We start from the raw sequence: 20,718 nt of genomic DNA on the forward strand, positions 1-20,718 counted from the left end.
CCCCTCCCCCAATGGGGGAGGGGCTTTTTTGTCGTGTACGAAGGAAACGGCTATAAAAAAGCGCCCCTTTGGGGGCGCTTCGCTTTTGGTAAAAGCCGCTTACCGTGCGGAATCGACGATGCGTTTGCCGAAGAACAGCGCGCAGGCGGTGAAGGCGGCGAGGCCGATCCATTCCGCTGCCCTGTCCCAGTTGGGCAGGTTCAGCGCCAGCGGGGCTTCGGAACCACCGCTGGTGGCGGAAATCACGATAATCAGGGCGACGATGACACCAACCAGGCTTTCACCAACAATGAGCCCGGCGGCAAAAAGCGTACCGGTGCGGTCGGCCTTTTTCAGCGCAAGTTCGCGGTCGGCGGTGTGGCGTTTGCGTACTAGCCCTATGGTGACTGCGCCGAGGACGGCACCGATAATCAGCGGCGGGGTCAAAGACGGCGGCAGGAAGATGCCCATGCCGATGGCAAGCGGCGGCAGGCTGCGGCGGCCGTTGGTGATTTTCCTCAGGATGAGGTTGATGACGATGGCGGCCGCGCCGACGCCTAGACCGATGAGGACGAAGGTCCATTGCAGTTTGCGGGTGAAGATGCCGGTGGCGATTTGCGCCATGATGGTGGCCTGCGGGGCGGAGAGGGCATGGTCGGCATTCATGGTGTCACGCGGCAGCACGGCACCGAGCTCGTTAAACGGCGTCTGGAAGCCGTAGGAGTTGTAGAGCAGGTCGAGCACCGGGGCGAGGACGAGCGAGCCGACGATGACCCCGATGATAAGCGCGACCTGTTGCCGCCACGGTGTGGCTTTGAGCAGGTAGCCGGTTTTCAGGTCTTGCAGGTTGTCGTTGGAGATGGACGCTGCGGAGATGACCGCCGTGCCGCAGAAAAGTACCAGCGCAATCATGAACTGGCTGTTGCCTTCCTGCATGCCGAGGAAGCCCGTCATTTCGCTGAGCAGCAGCAGCACCAGCGAGATGATGAGGGTGGAGACGATACCGATGCCGGAAATCGGGCTGGAAGAGGAGCCGATGAGGCCGGCCATGTAACCGCAGGCGGCGGCGACGAGGAAGCCGATGATGAAGGTCAGCAGCACGCAGGCGATGATGAGGATCCAGGCAGTGCTTTGCGGCATTTCGACGCGGCCGACGAAGTAGCGGAAGCAGAAGAAAAGCAGGATGGCCATTGCTACCATCCAGAAAATCATCGCTTTCGGCGAGAGGTTGGTTTCCGCGCGGTGTTCCGCCAGTTCCGCCTTGCTGCCGCTGAATGCGGTGAAGGAGATTTTCAGCCCTTCCATCATCGGCTTGAAGAGGGTGATGAGCGTCCACACGGCGGCGATGGCGAGCGTGCCGGCGCCGATGAAGCGGACTTTGCTCTTCCAGATGGTGGTGGCGAAATCCATGATGGTGGTGTCGGCAGGCAGCGGCGTGTGTGCGGTGATGTACGGCACGATGCCGAACCAGGTCAGGCACATGCCGATAAGGATGGCGATACCGCCGGCAAGACCGACCAGATAGCCCGCGCCGAGCAGGGCGAAGGAGAAGCCCATCGGTGCCTGGAAGATGGCTTTGCCGCTGGTGAACCAGAAGCTGGCGCTGTCGGCGATGATGCGGAAACCGGCGGTGCAGAAGCTCATCACCCCGGCAATCACGCCGCCGGTGATGATTTCCTTGATGCCGCTGCTGGTCTGCCCTTCGATCTTGTCGTCAAAATGCGGATCGGGGCAGCCGACTTTGAGGATTTCCGCCGCAGCGACGCCTTCCGGATAGGGCAGGTCGGTGTGCACCACCATGGCAAGACGCAGCGGGATGGTGAAGATGACGCCGAGAATGCCGCCGCCGATGGCGACCAGCGTCGTTTGCCAGAAGGGGAAGCCTGCCCAGTAGCCGATCATGAGCAGGCCGGGGGTGACGAAGATGATGTTGGAAATGGTGCCTGCGGCGGAGGCCTGGGTCTTGACGAGGTTGTTTTCCAGAATGTTGCTGCCGTGTGCAAATTTGAGGACAACCATGGAAATGACCGCCGCCGGGATGGTCGAGGCAAACGTCATCCCGACTTTGAGGCCGAGATAGACGTTGGACGCAGTGAATATGACCGTAAGCAGGGCGCCAAGCACCATACCGCGCAGCGTCAGCTCGCGGTAATCGGCAAACGGATCATGGGATGCTGTTTGTGACATAGAAAAGTCTCCTGATGATGTTCAGGCGTTATTCTGTCCTGCACCTTAACAAAAGTCAATGTAAATCCACATAAAAAAACGTGATTAACACGGTAAAGAACGATACGTTTGTGGAAATTTGTGTGTATTCACATCCCGGATGCGTGCAAATTGCCGCCGGGCGGCTCTCGCTCACCGCCTGAACGAGCGGAGGAAATGTTGCGGCGCGGAGGCGGCGTTGCGTCATCCGCGCAGGGAATCCCGCTTGCAGAGGCGTTCCGGCAGCATGACTTCCTCGATGTGCGCCGCGCCGCTTGCCAGCATGAGCAGGCGATCCACGCCTAGGGCGACACCGGCGCAGTCCGGCAGGCCATGCGCGAGGGCGGCGAGGAAGTCTTCATCAAGCGGGATTTGCGGCAGCCCCGCCTGCACGCGGGCGCGATTGTCGGCAAGGAAGCGGGCGCGCTGTTCGGCGGCGTCTGCCAGTTCCCAGAAGCCGTTGCACAGTTCCATGCCGTCGATATAGAGCTCGAAGCGGGCGGCGACCGCTTCGCCGTCGGCGTTTTCGATGATGCGCGCCAGCGCCGCCTGAGAAGGCGGGTAGTCGCAGATGTATTCCAGCGCGCCGCGCCCCAGCTGCGGCTCGATGTAGTGGCTGTAAAGGAGATCAAGCATGGCGTCGCGCGTCAGCGGCCAAGCGGCGCTTTCCGGGATGTGCGCGGTGGCCAGGCGGCGGATGGCGGCGTCGTCGGCGTGGTGGATGTCGATACCGAAGCGGTCGCGGAAGAGGGCGGGGTAGGGGGTGCGGCGCACCGGCCGGTCGCGGCTGGCGGGCAGCAGGGCATGGACAAGGGCGGTTACTTCGTCCATGAGGCGCAGGTGGTCGTAGCCGCAGCGGTACCATTCGAGCAGCATGAATTCGCGGCGGTGTTTGCGCCCTTCTTCTTCGCCGCGAAAGACGTGCGCCAGTTGGTAGAGGTCGCCCGCGCCCGCCGCGAGCAGGATTTTCAGCGCGTATTCGGGCGAGGTTTGCAGATAGCCGCCGTCGGCAGCAAGCGGGACGAGTTGCGGGTCGGTAACGCCGCAGGCGCGCAGTTGCGCGGTGTCGGCTTCGATGACGCCGCGCGCGGCGAAGAAGGCGCGGATGGCGGCGAGGAAATCGGCGCGCCGTTGCAGGCGCTCACGTAGGAGATGGGTCATGGCGGGTCAGCGGAGTTCCCGCAAGCGTTTTGCCGCTTCTTCATCGCCCTGCGCGGCGGCTTTTTCCAGCCATTGCCGCGCCTGCGGCAGGTCGGCGGCATCGCCCCGGCTCAGGAGGTCGCCGAGGCGGGATTGTGCGTAGGCGTCTTCCGCCTCGGCCTGCGGCCGCCAGGTGGCAACCGCTTTGTCGCGCCAGATGCCGGCCTGCGCCGCATCGCCCAGGCGGACGGCGAAGTTGTACAGATAATCCAGCGCCATGCCGGTCAACAGGCCGTCTTTCCCGTCTGCCGCCACGCGCTCGTACCAGTAGCGGGCGCGGCCGTCATTTTTTTCCTGTGCGTAAACTGCGGCGACCTGGAAACGGATGGCGGTATCGCCATGCGCCGCCGCCTCTTCGCGCCAGTGGACGGCCTGCGCCGGGTCTGCCGGCAGCGCCCCGTCGCCGCCGTACATATCGGACAGGTCCAGCATCGCCTTTGCCAGCCCTTCGGCGGCGAGCGCCTGCATGATGTCCGCCGCCCGCGCGTCCTCGCGCACGCCCGCGCCCAGCAGGTACATTTGCGCCAACTGGTAGCGCGTTTCGGCATCCGCCGCATGGATTTGCACGTCATAGAGCGGATAGGCGCCGCCGGGCAGGGTTTGTGCGGCGCGCGAATACCAGATTTCCGCATGTTCGCCGCTCACCGGCACCCCCTTGCCTTCCGAGTACTGGTCGGCGATGCGCAGTTGCGCGAGGGTGTTGCCGTGTTCCGCAAGCGGCAGGAAGGCCGCCAGCGCCTCGCTGTATTTGCCGTCGCGATAGCGTTGTTCCGCCTGCTGCCAGCCCTGCCACTGCGAACGGGTCGCGTCCGAGCCCGCCTCACGCGCGAAGATGCCCCACAACTGCCCCAGTCTGGCGGCGGCCAGCGGCTCGCGCGGGAAGGTTTGCATGTATTCGTTATAGGCGGGCCAGAAGTATCCCGCCGCATAGATGTCCTGCGGGTCGTCCTGCCAGAGTATTTCCGCTTGGGCGCTGCTTGCCGCGCAGGCGAGGAAAAGGCTGAGGATGTGCTGTTTTTGCATGGGTTTTCCCGGATGGATGGAGGATGGCGGTATGGTAAGGCGGCGCAGGGTTGCCGACGCTTACGGATAGGTTAGAGACCATCCCAAGCGGGGCCTGCGCACCCGGTTGGTAGGGGATAAACGCCGGAACGGGCATAATGTCGCCCCTTTTTTCCAACTTACCCATAACCATGAGAAAACAAGACAACTGGACTTCCCGCCTCGGTTTCATCCTTGCCGCCGCCGGTTCCGCCATCGGCCTCGGTGCCATCTGGAAATTCCCCTACACCGCCGGCACGCACGGCGGTGCGCTGTTTTTCCTGCTCTTCACCGTGATGACCTTCCTCGTCGCCGCGCCGGTGCTGGTCGCCGAATTCGTCATCGGCCGCCACAGCCGCCACAACGCCATCCAGGCCTTCCACCGCATCCGCCCCGGCAGCGCCTGGCCGCTGGTTGGCTGGCTCGGCGTCATCACCTGCTTCGTCCTGCTCTCGTTTTACAGCGTGGTCGGCGGCTGGGTCATCGCCTACATCTACCACGGCTTGACCGGCGACCTGAGCGCGGGCATGGATTACGGCAACTTCTTCGCCGCGATGATCGCGAATCCCGGCGAGGCCGTCCTCTTCCAGGGGCTGTTCATGGCCGCCACCATCTACGTCGTCAGCGCGGGCGTCAGCCAGGGCATCGAAAAGGCGAACAAATACATGATGCCCGCCCTCTTCATCATGTTCCTGCTCCTTGCCGTGCGCTCGCTCACCCTGCCCGGCGCCTGGCAGGGCGTGGTTTTCCTGCTGAAACCCGACTGGTCGAACTTCACCGGCGAAACCCTGCTCGCCGCGCTGGGTCAGGCATTTTTTGCCCTCAGCATCGGCGTCTCGGTGATGATTACCTATGCTTCCTACCTGCGTGACGACTACGACCTTTTGCGCAGCGCCAACAGCGTGGTGTGGATGAACCTCGCCATCTCGCTCTTGGCCGGTCTCGTCATCTTCCCCGCCGTCTTCGCCCTCGGCTACCAGCCCGACCAGGGACCCGGCCTCATCTTCGCCATCCTGCCCGCCGTCTTCGCCAAACTGCCGCTCGGCATCCCGCTCTTCGTCGTCTTCATGGTGCTCGTCCTCTTTGCCACCCTGACCTCGGCCTTCTCCATGCTGGAAAACATCGTCGCCGTGCTGGCCTACAAAAAGCCGGAGACCCGCGCCCGCTACACCTGGGCCGTCGGCGGTGCCATCTTCCTCTGCGGCATCCCCTCGGCATTGTCCTTCGGCAAATTGGCAGGCGTCCAACTCATCGGCGCACGCGGCATTTTCGACACCCTCGACTACCTCGTGACCGGCTGGGCGATGCCGCTCGGCGCGCTGCTGATTGCCGTCTTCACCGCCTGGGCATGGCACAAAGACGCCGTACGCCGGGAAGCGATGACCGGCAGCAACCTGCCCGGCTGGCTGTTCAGTCTGTGGTATTTCCTCGTGCGCTTTGTCGCGCCGCTTGCCATCATCATCATCTTCCTGCGCGGCATCGGTATCATTTGATGCACCAAGCCGCTCTTGCCTTGGCCTCACCGGTCCATCCCGCCGCCTTGTCGCCCTTTGCCGCCCGCATCGCCGCCTGGCAGGTGCTGCACGGGCGGCACCACCTGCCGTGGCAAAGCGACGACCCCTACCGCGTCTGGCTCTCGGAGATCATGCTGCAACAGACGCAAGTGGCGACCGTGCTCGCCTACTACCCGCGCTTCCTCGCCCGCTTCCCCGACGTCGCCGCGCTCGCCGCCGCAGCAGAAGATGACGTGCTCGCCTGCTGGTCGGGGCTCGGCTATTACAGCCGCGCGCGCAACCTGCACCATGCCGCGCGGCAAGTGATGCGCGAGTACGGCGGCCGTTTCCCCGCCGACCGCACCGCGCTGGAAACCCTGCGCGGCGTCGGCCGCAGCACCGCTGCCGCCATCGCTGTCTTCGCCTACGGCCACAAAGAAGCCATCCTCGACGGCAACGTCAAACGCATCCTCGCCCGCCATGCGGGCATCTACGGCACGCCGGAAAGCCCCGCCACGCAGCAGGCATTGTGGATAGAGGCCGAAGCGCGCCTGCCGGATGATGCTGCCACCCTGCGCCGCTACACCCAGGGGCTGATGGACCTCGGCAGCGCCCTCTGCACGCGCAGCCGCCCGCACTGCGCCGCCTGCCCCGTCGCCGCCGACTGCTACGCCTTCGCGCACAACGCCACCGCCGCCCTGCCGGAAAAACGCCGCGCCAAAACCAAACCGGAAAAAACCACCGTGATGCTGCTCGCCCGCAGCGGCGACAACGTCCACCTCTACCGCCGCCCCGACAGCGGCATCTGGCGCAGCCTGTGGTCATTGCCGGAATACGATGATGCGGATGCCGCCCTGCACGCCGCCCGCCGCCTCGGCGACATCATGGCGCAGCGCGTCCTGCCCGCTATCCGCCACAGCTTCACCCACTACACCCTGCACATCACCCCGCTGGCCGTACGCATCAAAAACCCGGTCGCCCCCGCCGACTGGCTGCCGCGTGCCGACGCGCTCGGCAAAGGCCTGCCCGCGCCGGTGCGCCGCCTGATCGAAACACGGGCGGCGGATTGAGTCCAAAGAACCGTTTCCCGCAAAAGGGCAAGCGGAGTGGCGTGATGCCGCCCCGCCGCCTGCCCGCAAACGGAGCCACCGGCGGCGCTGTTGAACTTTGCCCGCCCCGCGCTTATACTGCGCGCCGCTTCCAACCGCGCAGCTGCGCGGTTTTCTATATCCCTCCCGCCGACCATAACCTGCCGCATCCTGCGCAAGCGGAGGGGCATTCCCTACCTATCCATTGGAGATTCCCCATGAGTAATGCCATCGCTGTTGGCGAAGCCAACTTTCAGGCAGAAGTATTGAACTCGACCATCCCCGTCCTCGTTGATTTCTGGGCCGAATGGTGCGGCCCGTGCAAAATGATCGCCCCCGAACTGGACGCGCTGGCCGCCGAAACCGGCGGACAACTGAAAATCGTCAAAGTGAACGTGGACGAGAACAACGACCTCTCCGCCCGTTACGGCATCCGTTCCATCCCGACCCTGCTCCTCTTCAAGGGCGGCGCGCTGGTTGACAGCCACATCGGCCTGGCGGACAAAAACGCCCTGCTCGCCTTCGTCAAACACCACATCTAAACCCCCGCCCCCGCCATGCGCGGGGGCATTCATTACCGCATACACACCTCAATGAACCTCAGCGACCTCAAACAGAAAAGCTCCCAGGAAATCCTTGCGCTCGCCGAATCCATGGGATTAGACGACATCTCCCGCAAACGCAAACAAGACCTCATCTTCAGCATCCTCAAAGCGCACGCCAAAAGCGGCGAAGAAATCACCGGCGACGGTACCCTTGAACTCATCCCGGACGGCTACGGTTTCCTGCGCGCCGAAGTCAACTCCTACCAGGCCAACCCCGACGACATCTACGTCTCGCCCAATCTCATCCGCCGCTGCAACCTGCGCACCGGCGACACCATCAGCGGCAAAATCCGCCCGCCGAAAGACAACGAACGCTACTTCGCCCTCACCAAAATCGACACCATCAACTACGACGAACGCGGCGCGGCACGGCACAAAATCCCCTTTGAAAACCTTACCCCGCTGCACGCCGATGAAATGCTCAAACTCGAAATCGGCAACGGCAGCAGCGAAGACATCACCCCGCGCATGATCGACCTCATCGCGCCCATCGGCAAAGGCCAGCGCGGTCTTATCGTCTCGCCGCCGAAAGCGGGCAAAACCGTGATGCTGCAAAACATCGCCCAATCCATCACCCACAATCACCCGGAGTGCTACCTCATCGTCCTGCTCATCGACGAACGCCCGGAAGAAGTTACCGAAATGCAGCGCAGCGTCAGGGGCGAAGTCATCTCCTCCACCTTTGACGAACCGGCGCAGCGCCACGTCCAGGTTGCGGAAATGGTCATCGAAAAAGCCAAGCGCCTGGTCGAGCACAAAAAAGACGTCGTCATCCTCTGCGACTCCATCACCCGCCTCGCCCGCGCCTACAACACCGTCGCCCCCGCCTCCGGCAAAATCCTCACAGGCGGTGTGGACGCGAACGCCCTGCAACGCCCCAAACGCTTCTTCGGCGCGGCACGCAACACCGAAGAATCCGGTTCGCTCACCATCATCGCGACAGCCCTCGTGGACACCGGCTCGAAAATGGACGAAGTCATCTACGAAGAATTCAAGGGCACGGGCAACATGGAAGTGCACCTGAACCGCCGCATCGCCGAAAAACGCATCTTCCCGGCAATCGACATCAACCCCTCCGGCACCCGCCGTGAAGAACTCATGATTGAGCCGGACGTACTGCAAAAAACCTGGATACTGCGCAAAATCCTGCATCCGATGGACGAACTGCAAGCCAGCGAATTCCTGCTGGAACGCCTGAAAAACACCAAAACCAACGAAGAATTCTTCCAGTCGATGAAGAACGTCAAATAACCGCTTGCCATTGAACCGCAAGCACACTTGGGGGTAGCACCCGTCATGGTGGCCGCCCATGCCGCAAACAGTGATTGGGGGGAGGCGGGGTTATGCGATACAAAACCGCGCGAACGGGGGAATCCATCACGATAGGCGGGCAACATCATGAAATGCAACAAGAAAACATGATGCCACTCTTGAGAATGAGCGCCGGTTGTTGCACCAACCCGCCATGCGTACAAAAAACCGCCGCCCGCCCGATGACACCGTATAATGCTCGCAAATTTTTACTAAATTTAATCTCCACCCGCCGCTTGCGGCACCGACTAACCCCCAAAAATCCAAGGAGAACCAATGGAAGTCATCACCATCACTGCCAATCCTGCCATTGACATGACCGTACACGTGGACGGCTGGCAGCGCGACACTGTCAACCGCGCGCAGGCGGTGGATATTACCGTCGGCGGCAAAGGACTTACCGTCGCCATCAACCTTGCCGATGCCGGAATCAGCACCAGTGCTACCGGCTTCATGGGAGCGGACAACGAAGAGCGCTTCGTCCGCACCTTCAAAAAGCACGGCGTCATTGACCACGCCATCCGCATCCCCGGCGAAACCCGCACCTGCATCAAAATCGTTGATGGCAGCAACGGCGAAACCACCGACATCAACCCGGCCGGCCTCTTCGTTCCCGAAGAGTACCAGCAGCAGCTGTGGGACTATATCGAGCAGAACATCGGCGTCGCGCGCGTGCTGATGATGGGCGGCAGCCTGCCCGCCGGCGTCGAAAAAAACCTCTATGCCCGCATCGTCGCCAAATATCACGGCAAATTTGAATACATCGTGGTGGACAGCAGCGGCAAGGCCCTCGAAGAAACCATGAATGCCACCATCCTGCCCGATATGATCAAACCCAACATTCACGAGCTGCAAGAAATGTGTGGTCGCGAACTCGAAAGCGACGCGGACATCATCCGCGAAGCGCGCGGCTTCATCGAGCGCGGCATGAAAATCGTCGTCGTCTCCATGGGCAGCAAGGGTGCCTGGTTCGTCACCAGAAACGAAGCCGTCCATGCCAAACCGCCGCGTGTGCGCGTCGCCAGCACCGTCGGCGCAGGGGATGCCATGGTCGCCGGCACTATTCGCGGCCTGCTGCTCGGTCGCGACATCGCCGAAATGGCGCGCACCGCTACCGCATACAGTGCGTCCAACATCGAACATGTCGGCACCTACCTGCCCGGCCAGCAGCGCATCGAACAGCTCAAAGGCTGGGTCGTCATCACCCGCGAAGGCGAAAGCCGCACATGAAGCGCGCCACCACCCGCAACCTGTGCGCCGCCACCATCCCCATGATGCTAGCGGGCTGCGCCTTGCTCGGCGGAGGCGATCCGTCACTGACGCCGGAACAACTCGCCTACGTGCGCAGCCACGACATCGTGGTGCAGCCGCTGCCGGTCGGCTACGAAGAGCCGCTGCTTGTCCATACCCGCAGCGGCAAAGTCGGCACTGATGTCGGGGTCAATATCGCTTTCGCCATACTGACTGGCAGCTACAACTATAAAAGCCCCAAAGGCGACGGTCCGCGCGATCGCTTCAGTAACGATGGACAACCGCTGCAAGGTGCCGTCAAAAACAAAGTCCGCCAAGAAGCGGCCGAAGAAATCTACACCAGCGAACCGACCCGCGTCCTCAACAAACTGTTGGCTGAACGCTATCCGGCAACCGTCGCTCCCAAAGACGACAACCTCACCATCAGCACTACGCCTGTCGCCTGGCACCTCTACTATGGCAAGGGCGATACCTTTACCCTGGAATACGCCGGCGACATCACCCTGAAGCTGCCGGCGGCAAAAATCAAGCGTACCCTCTGGTGTGACCGCAAAAGCGAACAGGCGCTCACGCGGGAACAGTGGCTGGAAAACGACGCCGCCCGTATCCGCAGCTACGCGCAGGAAACTGCGTTGCAATGTGCCAACAAGGTGCTGGATGAACTGCAACTGCCGCGAATATCGGCGGTGCAAATCCCCGTGCAGGCAAACAACGCATCCGCCGCCGCTCCTTCCGTCACCCGGCAAAATCCGGCAGACGGACAACAGACCGCGACACCTGTCACAACAACCGGAAGCAATCCCTGAGCGGGCAGATGCCGCCGGATTTCGGCAAATGAATCACAACGGAGTACAGAGAAGCCGGACAATGTCCGGCTTCTCTGTTGTTCTTTATGCTTTGAGTGCCGCCACTGCCGCATCAAAATCGCGCATGAAATTTTCCTCGCCGAGCAGGGCGAGTACGCCGCTGCGGCTGAGACTGGCGCGGACTTGTTCGTTCGCCCCGGAGATGAGGACGCGGATACCGCGCTTGTGGAAATCGGCGATGACGCGTTCCAGAGTGAGGATGCCGGTCATGTCGATGTACGGTACCCAGCGCATGCGCAGGACGACGGCACGCGGTTGAGTGTTGATATCGGCGAGGGTTTTCTCGAATTTCTCCATCGCGCCGAAGAAGAAGGGGCCGTTGACGATGAACATTTGCACGTCATCAGGCAGCGCTTCGCTGTCGCTGCTGTGTTCGCCTTTTTTGACTTCGACCGCTTTCGCCATTTGCCCGAGGAAGTGCAGGGTGGCGAGGATGACGCCGATGTTGACCGCGACGACGAGATCCACGAAAACGGTGAGGACGAAGGTGATGAGGAAGAGCGCGTTGTCGGCACGCGGCGCGCGGCGCAGCATATTGAGGCAGCGTTTCGGCTCGCTCATGTTCCAGGCGACTTGAAAGAGGATGGCGGCCAGCGCGGCAAGCGGGATGTTGGCGGCAAGCGGCGCGGCAACCAGCAGGATGAGGATGAGGGTCAGCACGTGGACAACGCCGGCCAGCGGGCTGTTGCCGCCCTGGCGGATGTTGGTCGCGGTGCGGGCGATGGCACCGGTCGCGGCAAAGCCGCCGAAGAACGGCGTGACGATATTGGCCAGCCCCTGACCGACAAGCTCTTGATTGGAGCTGTGCCGTGTGCCCGTCATGCCGTCGGCGACGACCGCCGAGAGCAACGATTCGATGGCGCCGAGCATGGCGATGGTGAAGGCAGGCAGGATGAGGGTGGTGATTTTCGTCCAGTTAAAGTCCGGCAGGGCGAAGGTCGGCAGTTTTTGCGGAATGCCGCCGTAGGCGGAGCCGATGGTGGCAACGCCGTCAAATTGACAAACGCTTTGCAGGACGGTGGCGGCGATAAGCACCCACATCGGCGAGGGAATGCGGCGCAGCAAGGCGATTTTCGGCACGATGATGAGCAATGCCAGCGACATGAGGGCAATGCCAGTGGTGGCGAGATGCAGTTGCGGAAAACTGCGCAGCAATGCCCAGAATTGTTCGTGAAAATGCGCGCCTGTTGCCTTCGGCAGGCCGAAGAAGGAAGCCCACTGACCGACCCAGATAACGACACCGATGCCGGCGGTAAAGCCGAGAATGACCGGCATCGGGATGAAGCGGATCATCGTGCCGAGGCGGAAAAGCCCCATAAAGAACAGCATGATGCCGGCAAGGACGGTGGCGATTTGCAGGCCGTCGAAGCCGTATTGCGCGGTGATGCCGGCGAGAATGGCGATGAAGGCGCCGGTGGGCCCGGCAATCTGTACGCGCGAACCACCGCAGACCGAGACGATGAGACCGGCGACGATGGCGGTGTAGATGCCCTGTTCCGGCTTGACACCGGTGGCGATGGCAAAGGCCATGGACAGCGGCAGGGCGACGATGCCGACGATAACACCGGCGATGATGTTGCGTAACCAGTACGGGCGGGCAAACAGCCCGGCACGGCGGGCTTCTATCCAGGCAATCATGATGTTTCCCTCAAAAAAGCGCGGATTCTACGCCGTACACAGGCGTGCCGCTACTGGATTTCCCGCGCGAGGCTGACTATAATCACGCGCACTTGGGGGCGTTCCTGGATTCGACGGGGATGACAAGACTCCAGGTGCATGCCGAGGATGAAAGAACCTCGTAAATCCCTTTCAAATCAATAGTTGCAAACGACGACAACTACGCTTTGGCGGCTTAATTCCCGCTGACGCTCACTTGAATGTGTCTGTACGTTCAAACTGAGTGGCATTTTTACAGAACCGCTGCTTGCCGCGTCCGCCGACAAGTAGTTAAATCAAGCGGAATCGTGTGCGGGTTGCCTGGCCGTTGGCTGCACGCCCATTAAATCAAAAACGCGCCTAAGCATGTAGTACCGAAGGTTGCGTGTTTCCGGACGGGGGTTCAAATCCCCCCGCCTCCACCACCCATCATTATTATCCTGTCCAATGTTGTCAAGAAACCGCTGTTGATTCAGCGGTTTTTCTTTATCTTTCGTCTTATCCTGTCTTATGTTGTCTTATTGCATCCAGCCCGTTCCGTGGGGCAAAATGTGGGGCAATCGCCAGTTACCTAGAACAACCCTACAATGTTGTCCAATGTATCAGACGGCAATGATTGTCTTCAATTCCCACCGTATATTTCTTGTCAATATTCGATTTTTCACTGCCGAATACTTCAGCAAAACTCTGCCACTTATCCATTACGATATTCCCGTAAGTACTCTTTAGATCGTTTAAACGTGCTTCCAATTCCCTAACTGTGGCAATATCCCGTTTCCCTCGGGCATAAGCCACTATCTCACCGCTACCACGGTCATAAGTGTAAGCCATACCTTGTTCTTTTTACTGCCAACAAAAGTCCAAAGTTCGTCAACCTTTAAAGCATCATAATGATTTTTCTCAGGAAGAACATGGCGTTGCGACGTTTTTAGTACCTTCTGCACCTTGTACCTGCTGCATCCCGTTATTTCGGAAATATCACGAATGCCACAATGACGAACCGGCATTTTGAGGATAATCTTAATGATGTCTGAGCGACATCCAATATAGGCCAAATTATGGTTGCCAATAAATTGGCGACCGCAATCTTTGCAGAGGTAATTTTGCCTGCCGCCGCGCTTGGTGCCATTTTTCTTTATACTCTGCCCGTGGCAACGGGGGCAACAGAGTGTTGATTGTATTTTCACAGACACGACATAACGCATCTGCCTGTTGCTTTTTTAGTCTCTGTTTTACCAACAAGCCTGTCAGCATACTTTTCAGAACACCACCAAAAAATGATATGGTGTTGGTTCGCCTCACCGTGCTATCTGTATGATTTTCGGCGCGCCGCCTTGTCTTATTCCTATTTATTACCCTTCCCGACGCTGGCGGAAGATCCAGGCGCGTACCGGGTCAAGATCGTAGGCGTATTTCCAGGTGTTGGTATGGCCGCTGCTGCCGCCCGTTTCTTCGCCGGCGCGGTACACGCTGCCCTTGCGGTAGGCAACGAAGTTGATGTTGGCGTGTTCGGCGTCCATTGCGGCAAAGGCAGCGGCGATTTCGCCCGGATTCCATTGGGCGTCCCATTGACAGCGCGCGATTTTCGCGCCGTATCGGGCGAGGACTTCGAGGATAGCGAGCTGGCCGGGGTAGGCTTTGTCGTCATCCATCGAGACGATGATCCAAAGACGGCTTTGTGCCAGCGGGGCGACGACGGCGGGATCCCACTGGCAGGCGACGAGGTAGCTCGCCGCGAAGAAGTCGGGGTATTTGACGTTCATGGCGATGCTCATCATGCCGCCACCCGATTGGCCGGTGGCGTAGCGACGGGCGGGGTCAATGGGGTGTTCTTTTTCCAGCGTGCGGATGAGGTTGAGGGTGGCGTCGAGGTAGGCAGAGGTGTGTGAGTCGTCGTCGGCGATGATTTCGTTGAATTGCGGTGCCAGGACGTAGCAGGGATTTTCCGCTTGCGCGGCGGGTTCTGCCCAGGCGATGGCACCGTTGCCCTGATAAAGCGTCGCCTTGGTGTTGCTGCCGGTCACGCCCGCATCGTGCATGAAGAGCACCAGCGGGTAGCGCTTGCCCGCTTCCGGATGGCGCGGGGTGTAGAGGTTGTAGCGCACGGTTTTGCCGGTTTCCCGGTCGGTGTAGCTGTGTTGGGTGAAGTCGTCGCAGGTTTTGTTGATAACGGCGGTAGTGGTGATGGTCTCGCCGCCGATGTCGATGTCGGCCTGTGCCGGTACGAGGGTCGGCGCGCTTTCCTGGATATCGCCCGCTTTACCCGGCCCGCCACCGGCAGTTTTCGCCTGCTGTTGCGCTGTAGGCTTTTGTTTTTTGACCAGCAGCGCGTCCGTATCTTGCGGGTCGAGTTGCAGGATGACGTAGCGTCCTTCATCTGCCGGGGCACCATCTGCCGTCGCGGCAGGGTACGCGGCGATGATGTGCCGCCCGATGACGCGGTATGGCGTGCTGTCCAGCCGGTCTTTGCTGACGGACTGCGGGTAGGCCAGCGCGACGGCGTCCAGGCGCATCCCGTCGCCATAGACACGGGTGATGGCAATGGCCGTCTGCGGGCGGTTGGCGGCGGCAGGCACCGGGACGGCCAGTAGCAGGGTGGTGCCGGCGCCGTGCAACAGGAAGCGTCTTCTTTTCATGGGGGCTTCGGCCGTGCGTCAGGCGCTGTGTGCGTGGCGGGGATGGCCGTGCTGCCATTTGTCGAGCTGGCGCGCGGCTTGTTGCAGGCCTTGCGCGGCAGCGCGTTGCCACCACGCTTCCATGATGGCCGGGTTTTCTTTGACGCCGAGGCCTTCGCGGTAGAGGTTGCCAAGCTGGTATTGGGCGCGGGCGTGGCCTTGTTCGGCGGCGAGTTCGTACCAGTAGGCGGCACGGGCGTAGTCTTGTTCGATGCCCTGACCGTTCTCGTACATGACGCCGAGGTTGTATTGGGCATCGCTGTTGCCCTGTCTGGCGGCCTGTTCGAAGCTGTGCGCGGCGTGGCGGGCGGCACGGTTGAAGCTGGCGATGGCGCGGCGGTAGCCGGCGTCGCTGTACAGGAGGCCGTTGTTTTCGCGGGTATTGAGGATGGGGTCGTAGTAGGCGTCGTTGTCGTCTTCGTCGGCAATCGGGTCGATCCAGATGGGGCTGCGCTTGTTTTCGGCTTCGACGGCGGCGATGGCTTCGGGGCTGATGTTGTATTCGATGCTTTTCAGGCTTTGCTGGTATTCGTCGAGTTTTTGCCAGCCTTCACGGTGCAGGACGCCGAGCGGGTAGTAGTCGGTTGCGCCGTCGTAGGTCATGTCGTAGTAGTGTTCGCCGTCGTCGGCAAGCGGTGGGGTGCCCTGGTTGGTGGTCTGGCGGTACCAGTCCACCACGGTGCGCTCCTGGTAGTATTCGAGGCGGGCGATGGCGCTTTCGTTGTCCTGGGCGGCGGCGCTTTCCAGCCAGTAGTAGGCCATGTTGTCGTCCTGCGGCACGCCTTCGCCTTTTTCGTAGAGCAGACCGAGGCGGTATTGGGCTTTGCTGTCGCCCTGTTCGGCAGCGCAGCCGTACCATTCGGCGGCGATTTCGGGGTTTTGCGCGACGCCCCGGCCACGTTCGTACATCATGGCCAGGTTGCATTGGGCTTTGGCGTAGCCTTGTTGCGCGGCTTTTTCGTACCAGCGCGCGGCACGGCGGTCATCCTGGGTGACGCCTTCGCCCCGGAAGTAGAGGTTGCCGAGGTTGTATTGGGCTTCGACGTCGTCCTGCTGCGCGGCCTGAACGAACCAGAAGGCTGCGCGGCGTTCGTCTTTTTCTACGCCGATGCCGGCGATGTAGAGGTTACCGAGGTTGTATTGGGCTTGTTTGTCGCCCTGGATGGCGGCTTTTTCGTACCAGTAGGCGGCTTGTTCGTCGTTTTTTTCAACGCCCCGGCCTTCGCCATACATCCAGCCGAGGTTGCACTGGGCGGCGGCGAAGCCTTGGGCGGCGGATTTTTGGTACCAGTCCAGCGCGCGGCGGTCGTCCTGGGCGACGCCGTGGCCGTTGGCCTGCATCCAGCCGATGCGGAATTGAGCGGTGGCATCGCCTTGCTGGGCTTCCTGGTACCAGGCGGCGTATTGTTCGGCGTCGTGCTGTTCTTCGAGGGTCAGGTTTTTTTTGTTTTTTTTCAGCAGGCTCACGGGTTGCTCCTTGGTTTGTGTGCCGGTGTGTGGCTTTATTGTCGCAGCATTGTTTGCAGGTCGGCAAAGAATTCTTCGTTTTTTTGTTGTTCGACGGCGGGGTCGGGCGGGGTGCGTCCGTCGTGCCATTGCACGCCGTCTTCGGGCAGTTCGTCGAGGTAACGGCTGGGCTCGCTCGTTTGCAGTTCGGCGCCCCGGCGGCGGGTTTTGGCGTAGCTGAGGATGAGGGTTTCTTTGGCACGGGTCATGCCGACGTAGAGCAGGCGGCGTTCTTCGCGGATGCCGTCGTCGTTTTCCAGGCTGTTCCGGTGCGGCAGGAGTTCTTCTTCGCAGCCGGCGATGTACACGATGGGGTATTCGAGGCCTTTGGCGCTGTGCAGGGTCATGAGCTGGATGGCGTCTTGTTCTTGTTCCTGGCGGTCGAGGATGTCGAGCAGGGTGAGGTGTTGCATGAGGGCGTCGAGGCTGTCGCGTTCTTCTTGCAGTTTGCCGATCCAGTCGCGCAGTTGGTTGACGCGTTTTTGCCGGACTTCGATTTTGGCCGGGGTTTTGTGCAGGTCGTAGAGGTAGTCGTCGTATTCGATGTCGTTGATGACGCGGTTCAGGATGTCGAGCGGCAGGGCGCTTTCGGCTTCGCGCTGCATTTGCCGCAGCCATTGGTTGTAGGTTTGCAGGTGCTGGTAGGCTTTGTTGCCGATTTCGCTGGCGAAGCCGATTTCGCCGGCGGCGGTTGCGAGCGAGACGCGGCGGCGCGCGGCGTATTCGCCAAGTTTCGCGAACGTGGCCGCGCCGATTTCCCGCTTGGGGGTGTTAACGACGCGCAGGTAGGCGGCATCGTCGTCGGGGTTGTTGATGAGGCGCAGGTAGCCGAGCAGGTCGCGGATTTCGCTGTGTTCGAAGAAGCCGGTGCCACCGCTGATTTTGTAGGGCAGGTTTTGTTCGCGCAGTTGTTGTTCGAATTGGCGCGCCTGGATGTTGCTGCGGTAGAGGATGGCGAAGTCGCTGTTTTTGCGGTTTTCGCGGATTTTGCGCAGGTGGATGTCGCGGATGATTTGTTCGGCTTCGCCTTCGTCGGTGCGCGCGGCAATGACGTGTACGCCTTCGCCCTCGGTCAGGGTGGACCACAGGGCTTTTTCGACGATGTGCGGGTTGTGGGCGATCAGGGCGTTGGCGGCAGTGAGGATTTTCTGGTGGCAGCGGTAGTTTTGTTCGAGTTTGACGGTTTTCAGGGTCGGGTAGTCTTCGTGCAGGTGGGCGATGTTTTCCGGCCGCGCGCCGCGCCAGGCGTAGATGGACTGGTCGTCGTCACCGACGGCGGTGAAGGCGGCGGCTGCGCCGACGAGCAGTTGCAGCAGTTGGTACTGGCTGTCGTTGGTGTCCTGGTATTCGTCAATGAGCAGGTAGCGGATGCGGTGCTGCCAGCGGGTGCGCACGTCGTCATGGTTTTTGAAAAGGGCAAGCGGCAGGGTGATAAGGTCGTCGAAATCGACGGCGTTGTAGGCACGCAGGCGTTCGTTGTAGTGGTGGTAGATGTGCGCGGCCAGCACCTGTTCGTCGTTTTGGGCGAGGCTGCGCGCGGTGGCGGGCGCGATGTTGGCGTTTTTGTAGGCCGATATTTGCGCCTGTATCTGCCGGACTTGCGCGTCGTCTTCCTGTTTGCTCAGTTCCTTGATAAGGGTCGCGCCGTCACGGGCGTCGAAGATGGTGAAGTTGCGCCGCAATCCTGCCGCCAGGTGTTCTTTTTGCAGGATGTCGAGGCCCAGGCGGTGAAAGGTCGAGATATGCAGGCCGCGCGCTTCTTTGCCGAGGATGGCGCGCACCCGCTCGCCCATCTCCCGTGCGGCTTTGTTGGTGAAGGTGAGGGCGTAGATGCTGTTCGCCTGATAACGCGCCTGCCGCACCAGCCAGGCGATTTTCTGCGTGATGACACCGGTCTTGCCACTGCCGGCGCCGGCAACGACGAGCAGCGGACCGCCGAGGTAGGTGACGGCTTCGGTTTGTTGGGGATTCAGGGCGGAAATAGCGGTGGTCATAAGGAGACGGGGTGTGAGCGGGTGGGCATTGTAGCGCAAGGTGTGGAAGCGTTCTGACGTCGCCGGATGCCGTTTTCGCCGATAATGGCGGGCATCGTCCTTTCTTTGAGATTTTCCTATGACCACGCCTTCTCTTCACATTGCCCTGCTCGCCGGCGAGGCCTCCGGTGATCTGCTTGGTGCACCGCTCTTGCAAGCGCTGCGCGAACGCCTGCCTCATGCGCGTTTTAGCGGCGTCGGCGGCCCCGCCATGCAGGCGGCGGGCCTGCATTCGCTCATTGATATGGAGCGCCTGTCGGTGATGGGGCTGGTCGAGGTGTTGCGCCATCTGCCCGACATTCTCGCCGCCGAGCGCGCGCTGCTCGCGCACTGGGCGGACGACCCGCCGGATGTGTTCATCGGCATCGACGCCCCCGATTTCAATCTGCGCATCGCCCGCGCCCTGCACGCACGCGGGGTGCGCACCGTGCATTACGTCAGCCCGTCGCTGTGGGCGTGGAAGGAGAAGCGCATTCACAAAATCCGCCGCTGCATCGACCTGATGCTGTGCCTGTTTCCCTTTGAAACGGCGGTGTACGATAAGTACGGCGTGGCGGCGGTGTGCGTCGGCCACCCGCTGCGCGACCGTTTGCAGATGATGCCCGCTGCCGGGGCGCGCGCGGCGCTGGGTCTGCCGCCGCAGGGGCATATCCTCGGCCTCTTCCCCGGCTCGCGCCGGGGCGAGGTGCGTCGCCTGCTGCCGGTATTTTTACAGACCTGGCAACGGTTAAAAGCGGCGGAGCCCACCTTGCAGGCGGTGCTGTCGCTGCGCCAGCCGCCGGACAAAGCCGGCGCCGCGCTGCTCGCCACCCTGCCCGATGTGCGCCGCTGCGATGCAGACAGCGCCACGCTGATGGCGGCGAGCGATGCCCTGCTGCTGGCCAGCGGCACGATTACCCTGGAAGCGGCGCTCCTGAACCGGCCAATGGTAGTCGCCTACCGCGTCCATCCTGTCTCGGCAGCGCTGGCGCGGGCGTTGCGGCTGCTGAAAATCAACCGTTTTTCCCTGCCCAACCTGCTTGCGGGCGCGGACATCGTGCCGGAATGCATCCAGGAAGACTGCAACCCCGCCCGCCTCGCCGCCGAACTGACGCCGCTGCTGGCAAATGGCGAAGCGGCGGCGCGGCAACGCGCGGCACTGGCGGCCGTCGCCGCGCAACTGCCGCCGGATGTGTCGGCGCACGCGGCGGAGGCGATTGTGCGGCAGTTTGGGCTGCCTGCCTGAGGGCATAGGTGTCATGATGGTTATCCGGGGCCTGATGCCATCATCGTCTGGCAGTGATGGCAACAGGCCCTAATTGCCGGACAATTTTCGCAACAATTTTATGATGGTGGAATCCGTGCCGGGCGGGCAGAAATTGCCCAAAAGTGAGCAGTGGCCGCTATCCATCTCCCATTTCAGCGCATGGCCACATTTGGGGCAGGTGCCGGGTGGATAAAGAACGTCGCCCATCATGTGGGTTTTATTCCGCCAACCGCATTGCTCGCAGTGTAAATATCGGGGGGTAGGAATGGCCATCGTGAAATACTTCTTTTTTGGAAAGCAACTTGTTCACCGAGTTCTTATGTCGATACAGCGATAGGAATATTCATCAACCTTTGCCTGCAGTTGTCCAGTATTGTTCGATTTAAACCAGTGATAGGGAGATTGATAACTTTCACATCCAACTTATCACTACACTTGGGACAACCTTCATAAAATAGGGTGAAAGAAACAGCAAAAGCATTACCGGTCTCAAACATATCATCTGCCAAATCGCAGTCTTCGCATTGCAAGTTACGCATATAGGAAAAAGGAAGTGGATGCAT

Annotated in this window: 17 protein-coding genes and 1 other RNA gene; 8 read left to right on the forward strand and 10 right to left on the reverse strand. The window is 61.1% G+C overall.

Annotation, left to right across the window (positions count from 1 at the left end; all coding sequences use genetic code 11):
• Positions 1 to 99: 99 nt before the first annotated feature.
• From Q0562_RS07865 to Q0562_RS07875, 3 genes are all read right to left on the reverse strand, one after another.
• Positions 100 to 2,166 carry an oligopeptide transporter, OPT family gene (locus Q0562_RS07865; protein WP_298643259.1) on the reverse strand — a complete coding sequence of 689 codons (2,067 nt, stop codon included), beginning with the start codon at positions 2,164 to 2,166 and terminating at the stop codon, positions 100 to 102.
• 222 nt (positions 2,167 to 2,388) lie between these two features.
• The gene (epmA, locus tag Q0562_RS07870; RefSeq protein WP_298643261.1) at positions 2,389 to 3,345 is read right to left on the reverse strand and encodes an EF-P lysine aminoacylase EpmA; all 957 of its coding nucleotides are present in this window, start codon (positions 3,343 to 3,345) and stop codon (positions 2,389 to 2,391) included.
• Between the two features lie 6 nt (positions 3,346 to 3,351).
• Positions 3,352 to 4,407: a hypothetical protein gene (locus Q0562_RS07875; RefSeq protein ID WP_298643262.1), complete on the reverse strand. Its 1,056-nt coding sequence runs from the start codon at positions 4,405 to 4,407 to the stop codon at positions 3,352 to 3,354.
• A 170-nt stretch (positions 4,408 to 4,577) separates the two neighbouring features.
• Between Q0562_RS07875 and Q0562_RS07880 the strand changes: the two genes are divergently transcribed.
• From Q0562_RS07880 to Q0562_RS07905, 6 genes are all read left to right on the forward strand, one after another.
• Positions 4,578 to 5,918: a sodium-dependent transporter gene (locus tag Q0562_RS07880; protein ID WP_298643264.1), complete on the forward strand. Its 1,341-nt coding sequence runs from the start codon at positions 4,578 to 4,580 to the stop codon at positions 5,916 to 5,918.
• Entirely contained in the window at positions 5,918 to 6,988 is a 1,071-nt protein-coding gene (gene mutY, locus Q0562_RS07885; RefSeq protein ID WP_298643266.1) for an A/G-specific adenine glycosylase, read from the forward strand. The genes Q0562_RS07880 and mutY overlap by 1 nt, the downstream gene beginning before the upstream one ends.
• A 236-nt stretch (positions 6,989 to 7,224) precedes the next feature.
• Entirely contained in the window at positions 7,225 to 7,548 is a 324-nt protein-coding gene (gene trxA / locus Q0562_RS07890; protein ID WP_298643268.1) for a thioredoxin, read from the forward strand.
• Positions 7,549 to 7,599: 51 nt separating this feature from the next.
• Positions 7,600 to 8,862 carry a transcription termination factor Rho gene (gene rho / locus Q0562_RS07895; RefSeq protein ID WP_298643270.1) on the forward strand — a complete coding sequence of 421 codons (1,263 nt, stop codon included), beginning with the start codon at positions 7,600 to 7,602 and terminating at the stop codon, positions 8,860 to 8,862.
• Between the two features lie 336 nt (positions 8,863 to 9,198).
• On the forward strand, positions 9,199 to 10,152 hold the full coding sequence (pfkB, locus tag Q0562_RS07900) for a 1-phosphofructokinase (RefSeq protein ID WP_298643272.1): 954 nt from the start codon (positions 9,199 to 9,201) through the stop codon (positions 10,150 to 10,152).
• A complete protein-coding gene (locus Q0562_RS07905) occupies positions 10,149 to 10,979 on the forward strand; it encodes a hypothetical protein (RefSeq protein WP_298643274.1) in 831 nt (276 codons plus the stop codon). Before pfkB ends, Q0562_RS07905 begins: the two co-directional genes overlap by 4 nt.
• 84 nt (positions 10,980 to 11,063) lie before the next feature.
• Here the strand turns inward: Q0562_RS07905 and Q0562_RS07910 are convergent, their stop codons facing one another.
• Positions 11,064 to 12,677, reverse strand: coding sequence for a SulP family inorganic anion transporter (locus tag Q0562_RS07910; RefSeq protein WP_298643276.1), 1,614 nt, complete (start codon positions 12,675 to 12,677; stop codon positions 11,064 to 11,066).
• Positions 12,678 to 12,771: 94 nt separating this feature from the next.
• Here Q0562_RS07910 and ssrA point away from each other — a divergent pair.
• Positions 12,772 to 13,120, forward strand: a transfer-messenger RNA (tmRNA) gene (gene ssrA, locus Q0562_RS07915).
• A 157-nt stretch (positions 13,121 to 13,277) separates the two neighbouring features.
• On the opposite strand, the gene Q0562_RS07920 is transcribed toward ssrA, so the two are convergent.
• The 5 genes from Q0562_RS07920 to Q0562_RS07935 form a co-directional block, all read right to left on the reverse strand.
• Positions 13,278 to 13,526, reverse strand: a complete 249-nt coding sequence (locus Q0562_RS07920) for an IS1 family transposase (protein ID WP_298643278.1) — start codon at positions 13,524 to 13,526, stop codon at positions 13,278 to 13,280.
• Positions 13,490 to 13,900: an IS1 family transposase gene (locus tag Q0562_RS13770; protein WP_366144734.1), complete on the reverse strand. Its 411-nt coding sequence runs from the start codon at positions 13,898 to 13,900 to the stop codon at positions 13,490 to 13,492. Before Q0562_RS13770 ends, Q0562_RS07920 begins: the two co-directional genes overlap by 37 nt.
• 147 nt (positions 13,901 to 14,047) lie before the next feature.
• The gene (locus Q0562_RS07925) at positions 14,048 to 15,331 is read right to left on the reverse strand and encodes a PHB depolymerase family esterase (protein WP_298643280.1); all 1,284 of its coding nucleotides are present in this window, start codon (positions 15,329 to 15,331) and stop codon (positions 14,048 to 14,050) included.
• Positions 15,332 to 15,349: 18 nt separating this feature from the next.
• Positions 15,350 to 16,837 (reverse strand): tetratricopeptide repeat protein, encoded by a 1,488-nt coding sequence (locus Q0562_RS07930; protein ID WP_298643281.1) that lies wholly within the window; start codon positions 16,835 to 16,837, stop codon positions 15,350 to 15,352.
• A gap of 35 nt (positions 16,838 to 16,872) precedes the next feature.
• Positions 16,873 to 18,870, reverse strand: coding sequence for a UvrD-helicase domain-containing protein (locus tag Q0562_RS07935; protein ID WP_298643283.1), 1,998 nt, complete (start codon positions 18,868 to 18,870; stop codon positions 16,873 to 16,875).
• A 118-nt stretch (positions 18,871 to 18,988) separates the two neighbouring features.
• Between Q0562_RS07935 and lpxB the strand changes: the two genes are divergently transcribed.
• Positions 18,989 to 20,134, forward strand: a complete 1,146-nt coding sequence (lpxB, locus tag Q0562_RS07940) for a lipid-A-disaccharide synthase (protein ID WP_298643285.1) — start codon at positions 18,989 to 18,991, stop codon at positions 20,132 to 20,134.
• 338 nt (positions 20,135 to 20,472) lie between these two features.
• Here lpxB and Q0562_RS07945 read toward each other — a convergent pair whose 3' ends face one another.
• Positions 20,473 to 20,718, reverse strand: coding sequence for a hypothetical protein (locus Q0562_RS07945; RefSeq protein WP_298643286.1), 246 nt, complete (start codon positions 20,716 to 20,718; stop codon positions 20,473 to 20,475).

The organism is uncultured Cardiobacterium sp. (assembly GCF_938028825.1).
Classification (GTDB): Bacteria; Pseudomonadota; Gammaproteobacteria; order Cardiobacteriales; family Cardiobacteriaceae; genus Cardiobacterium.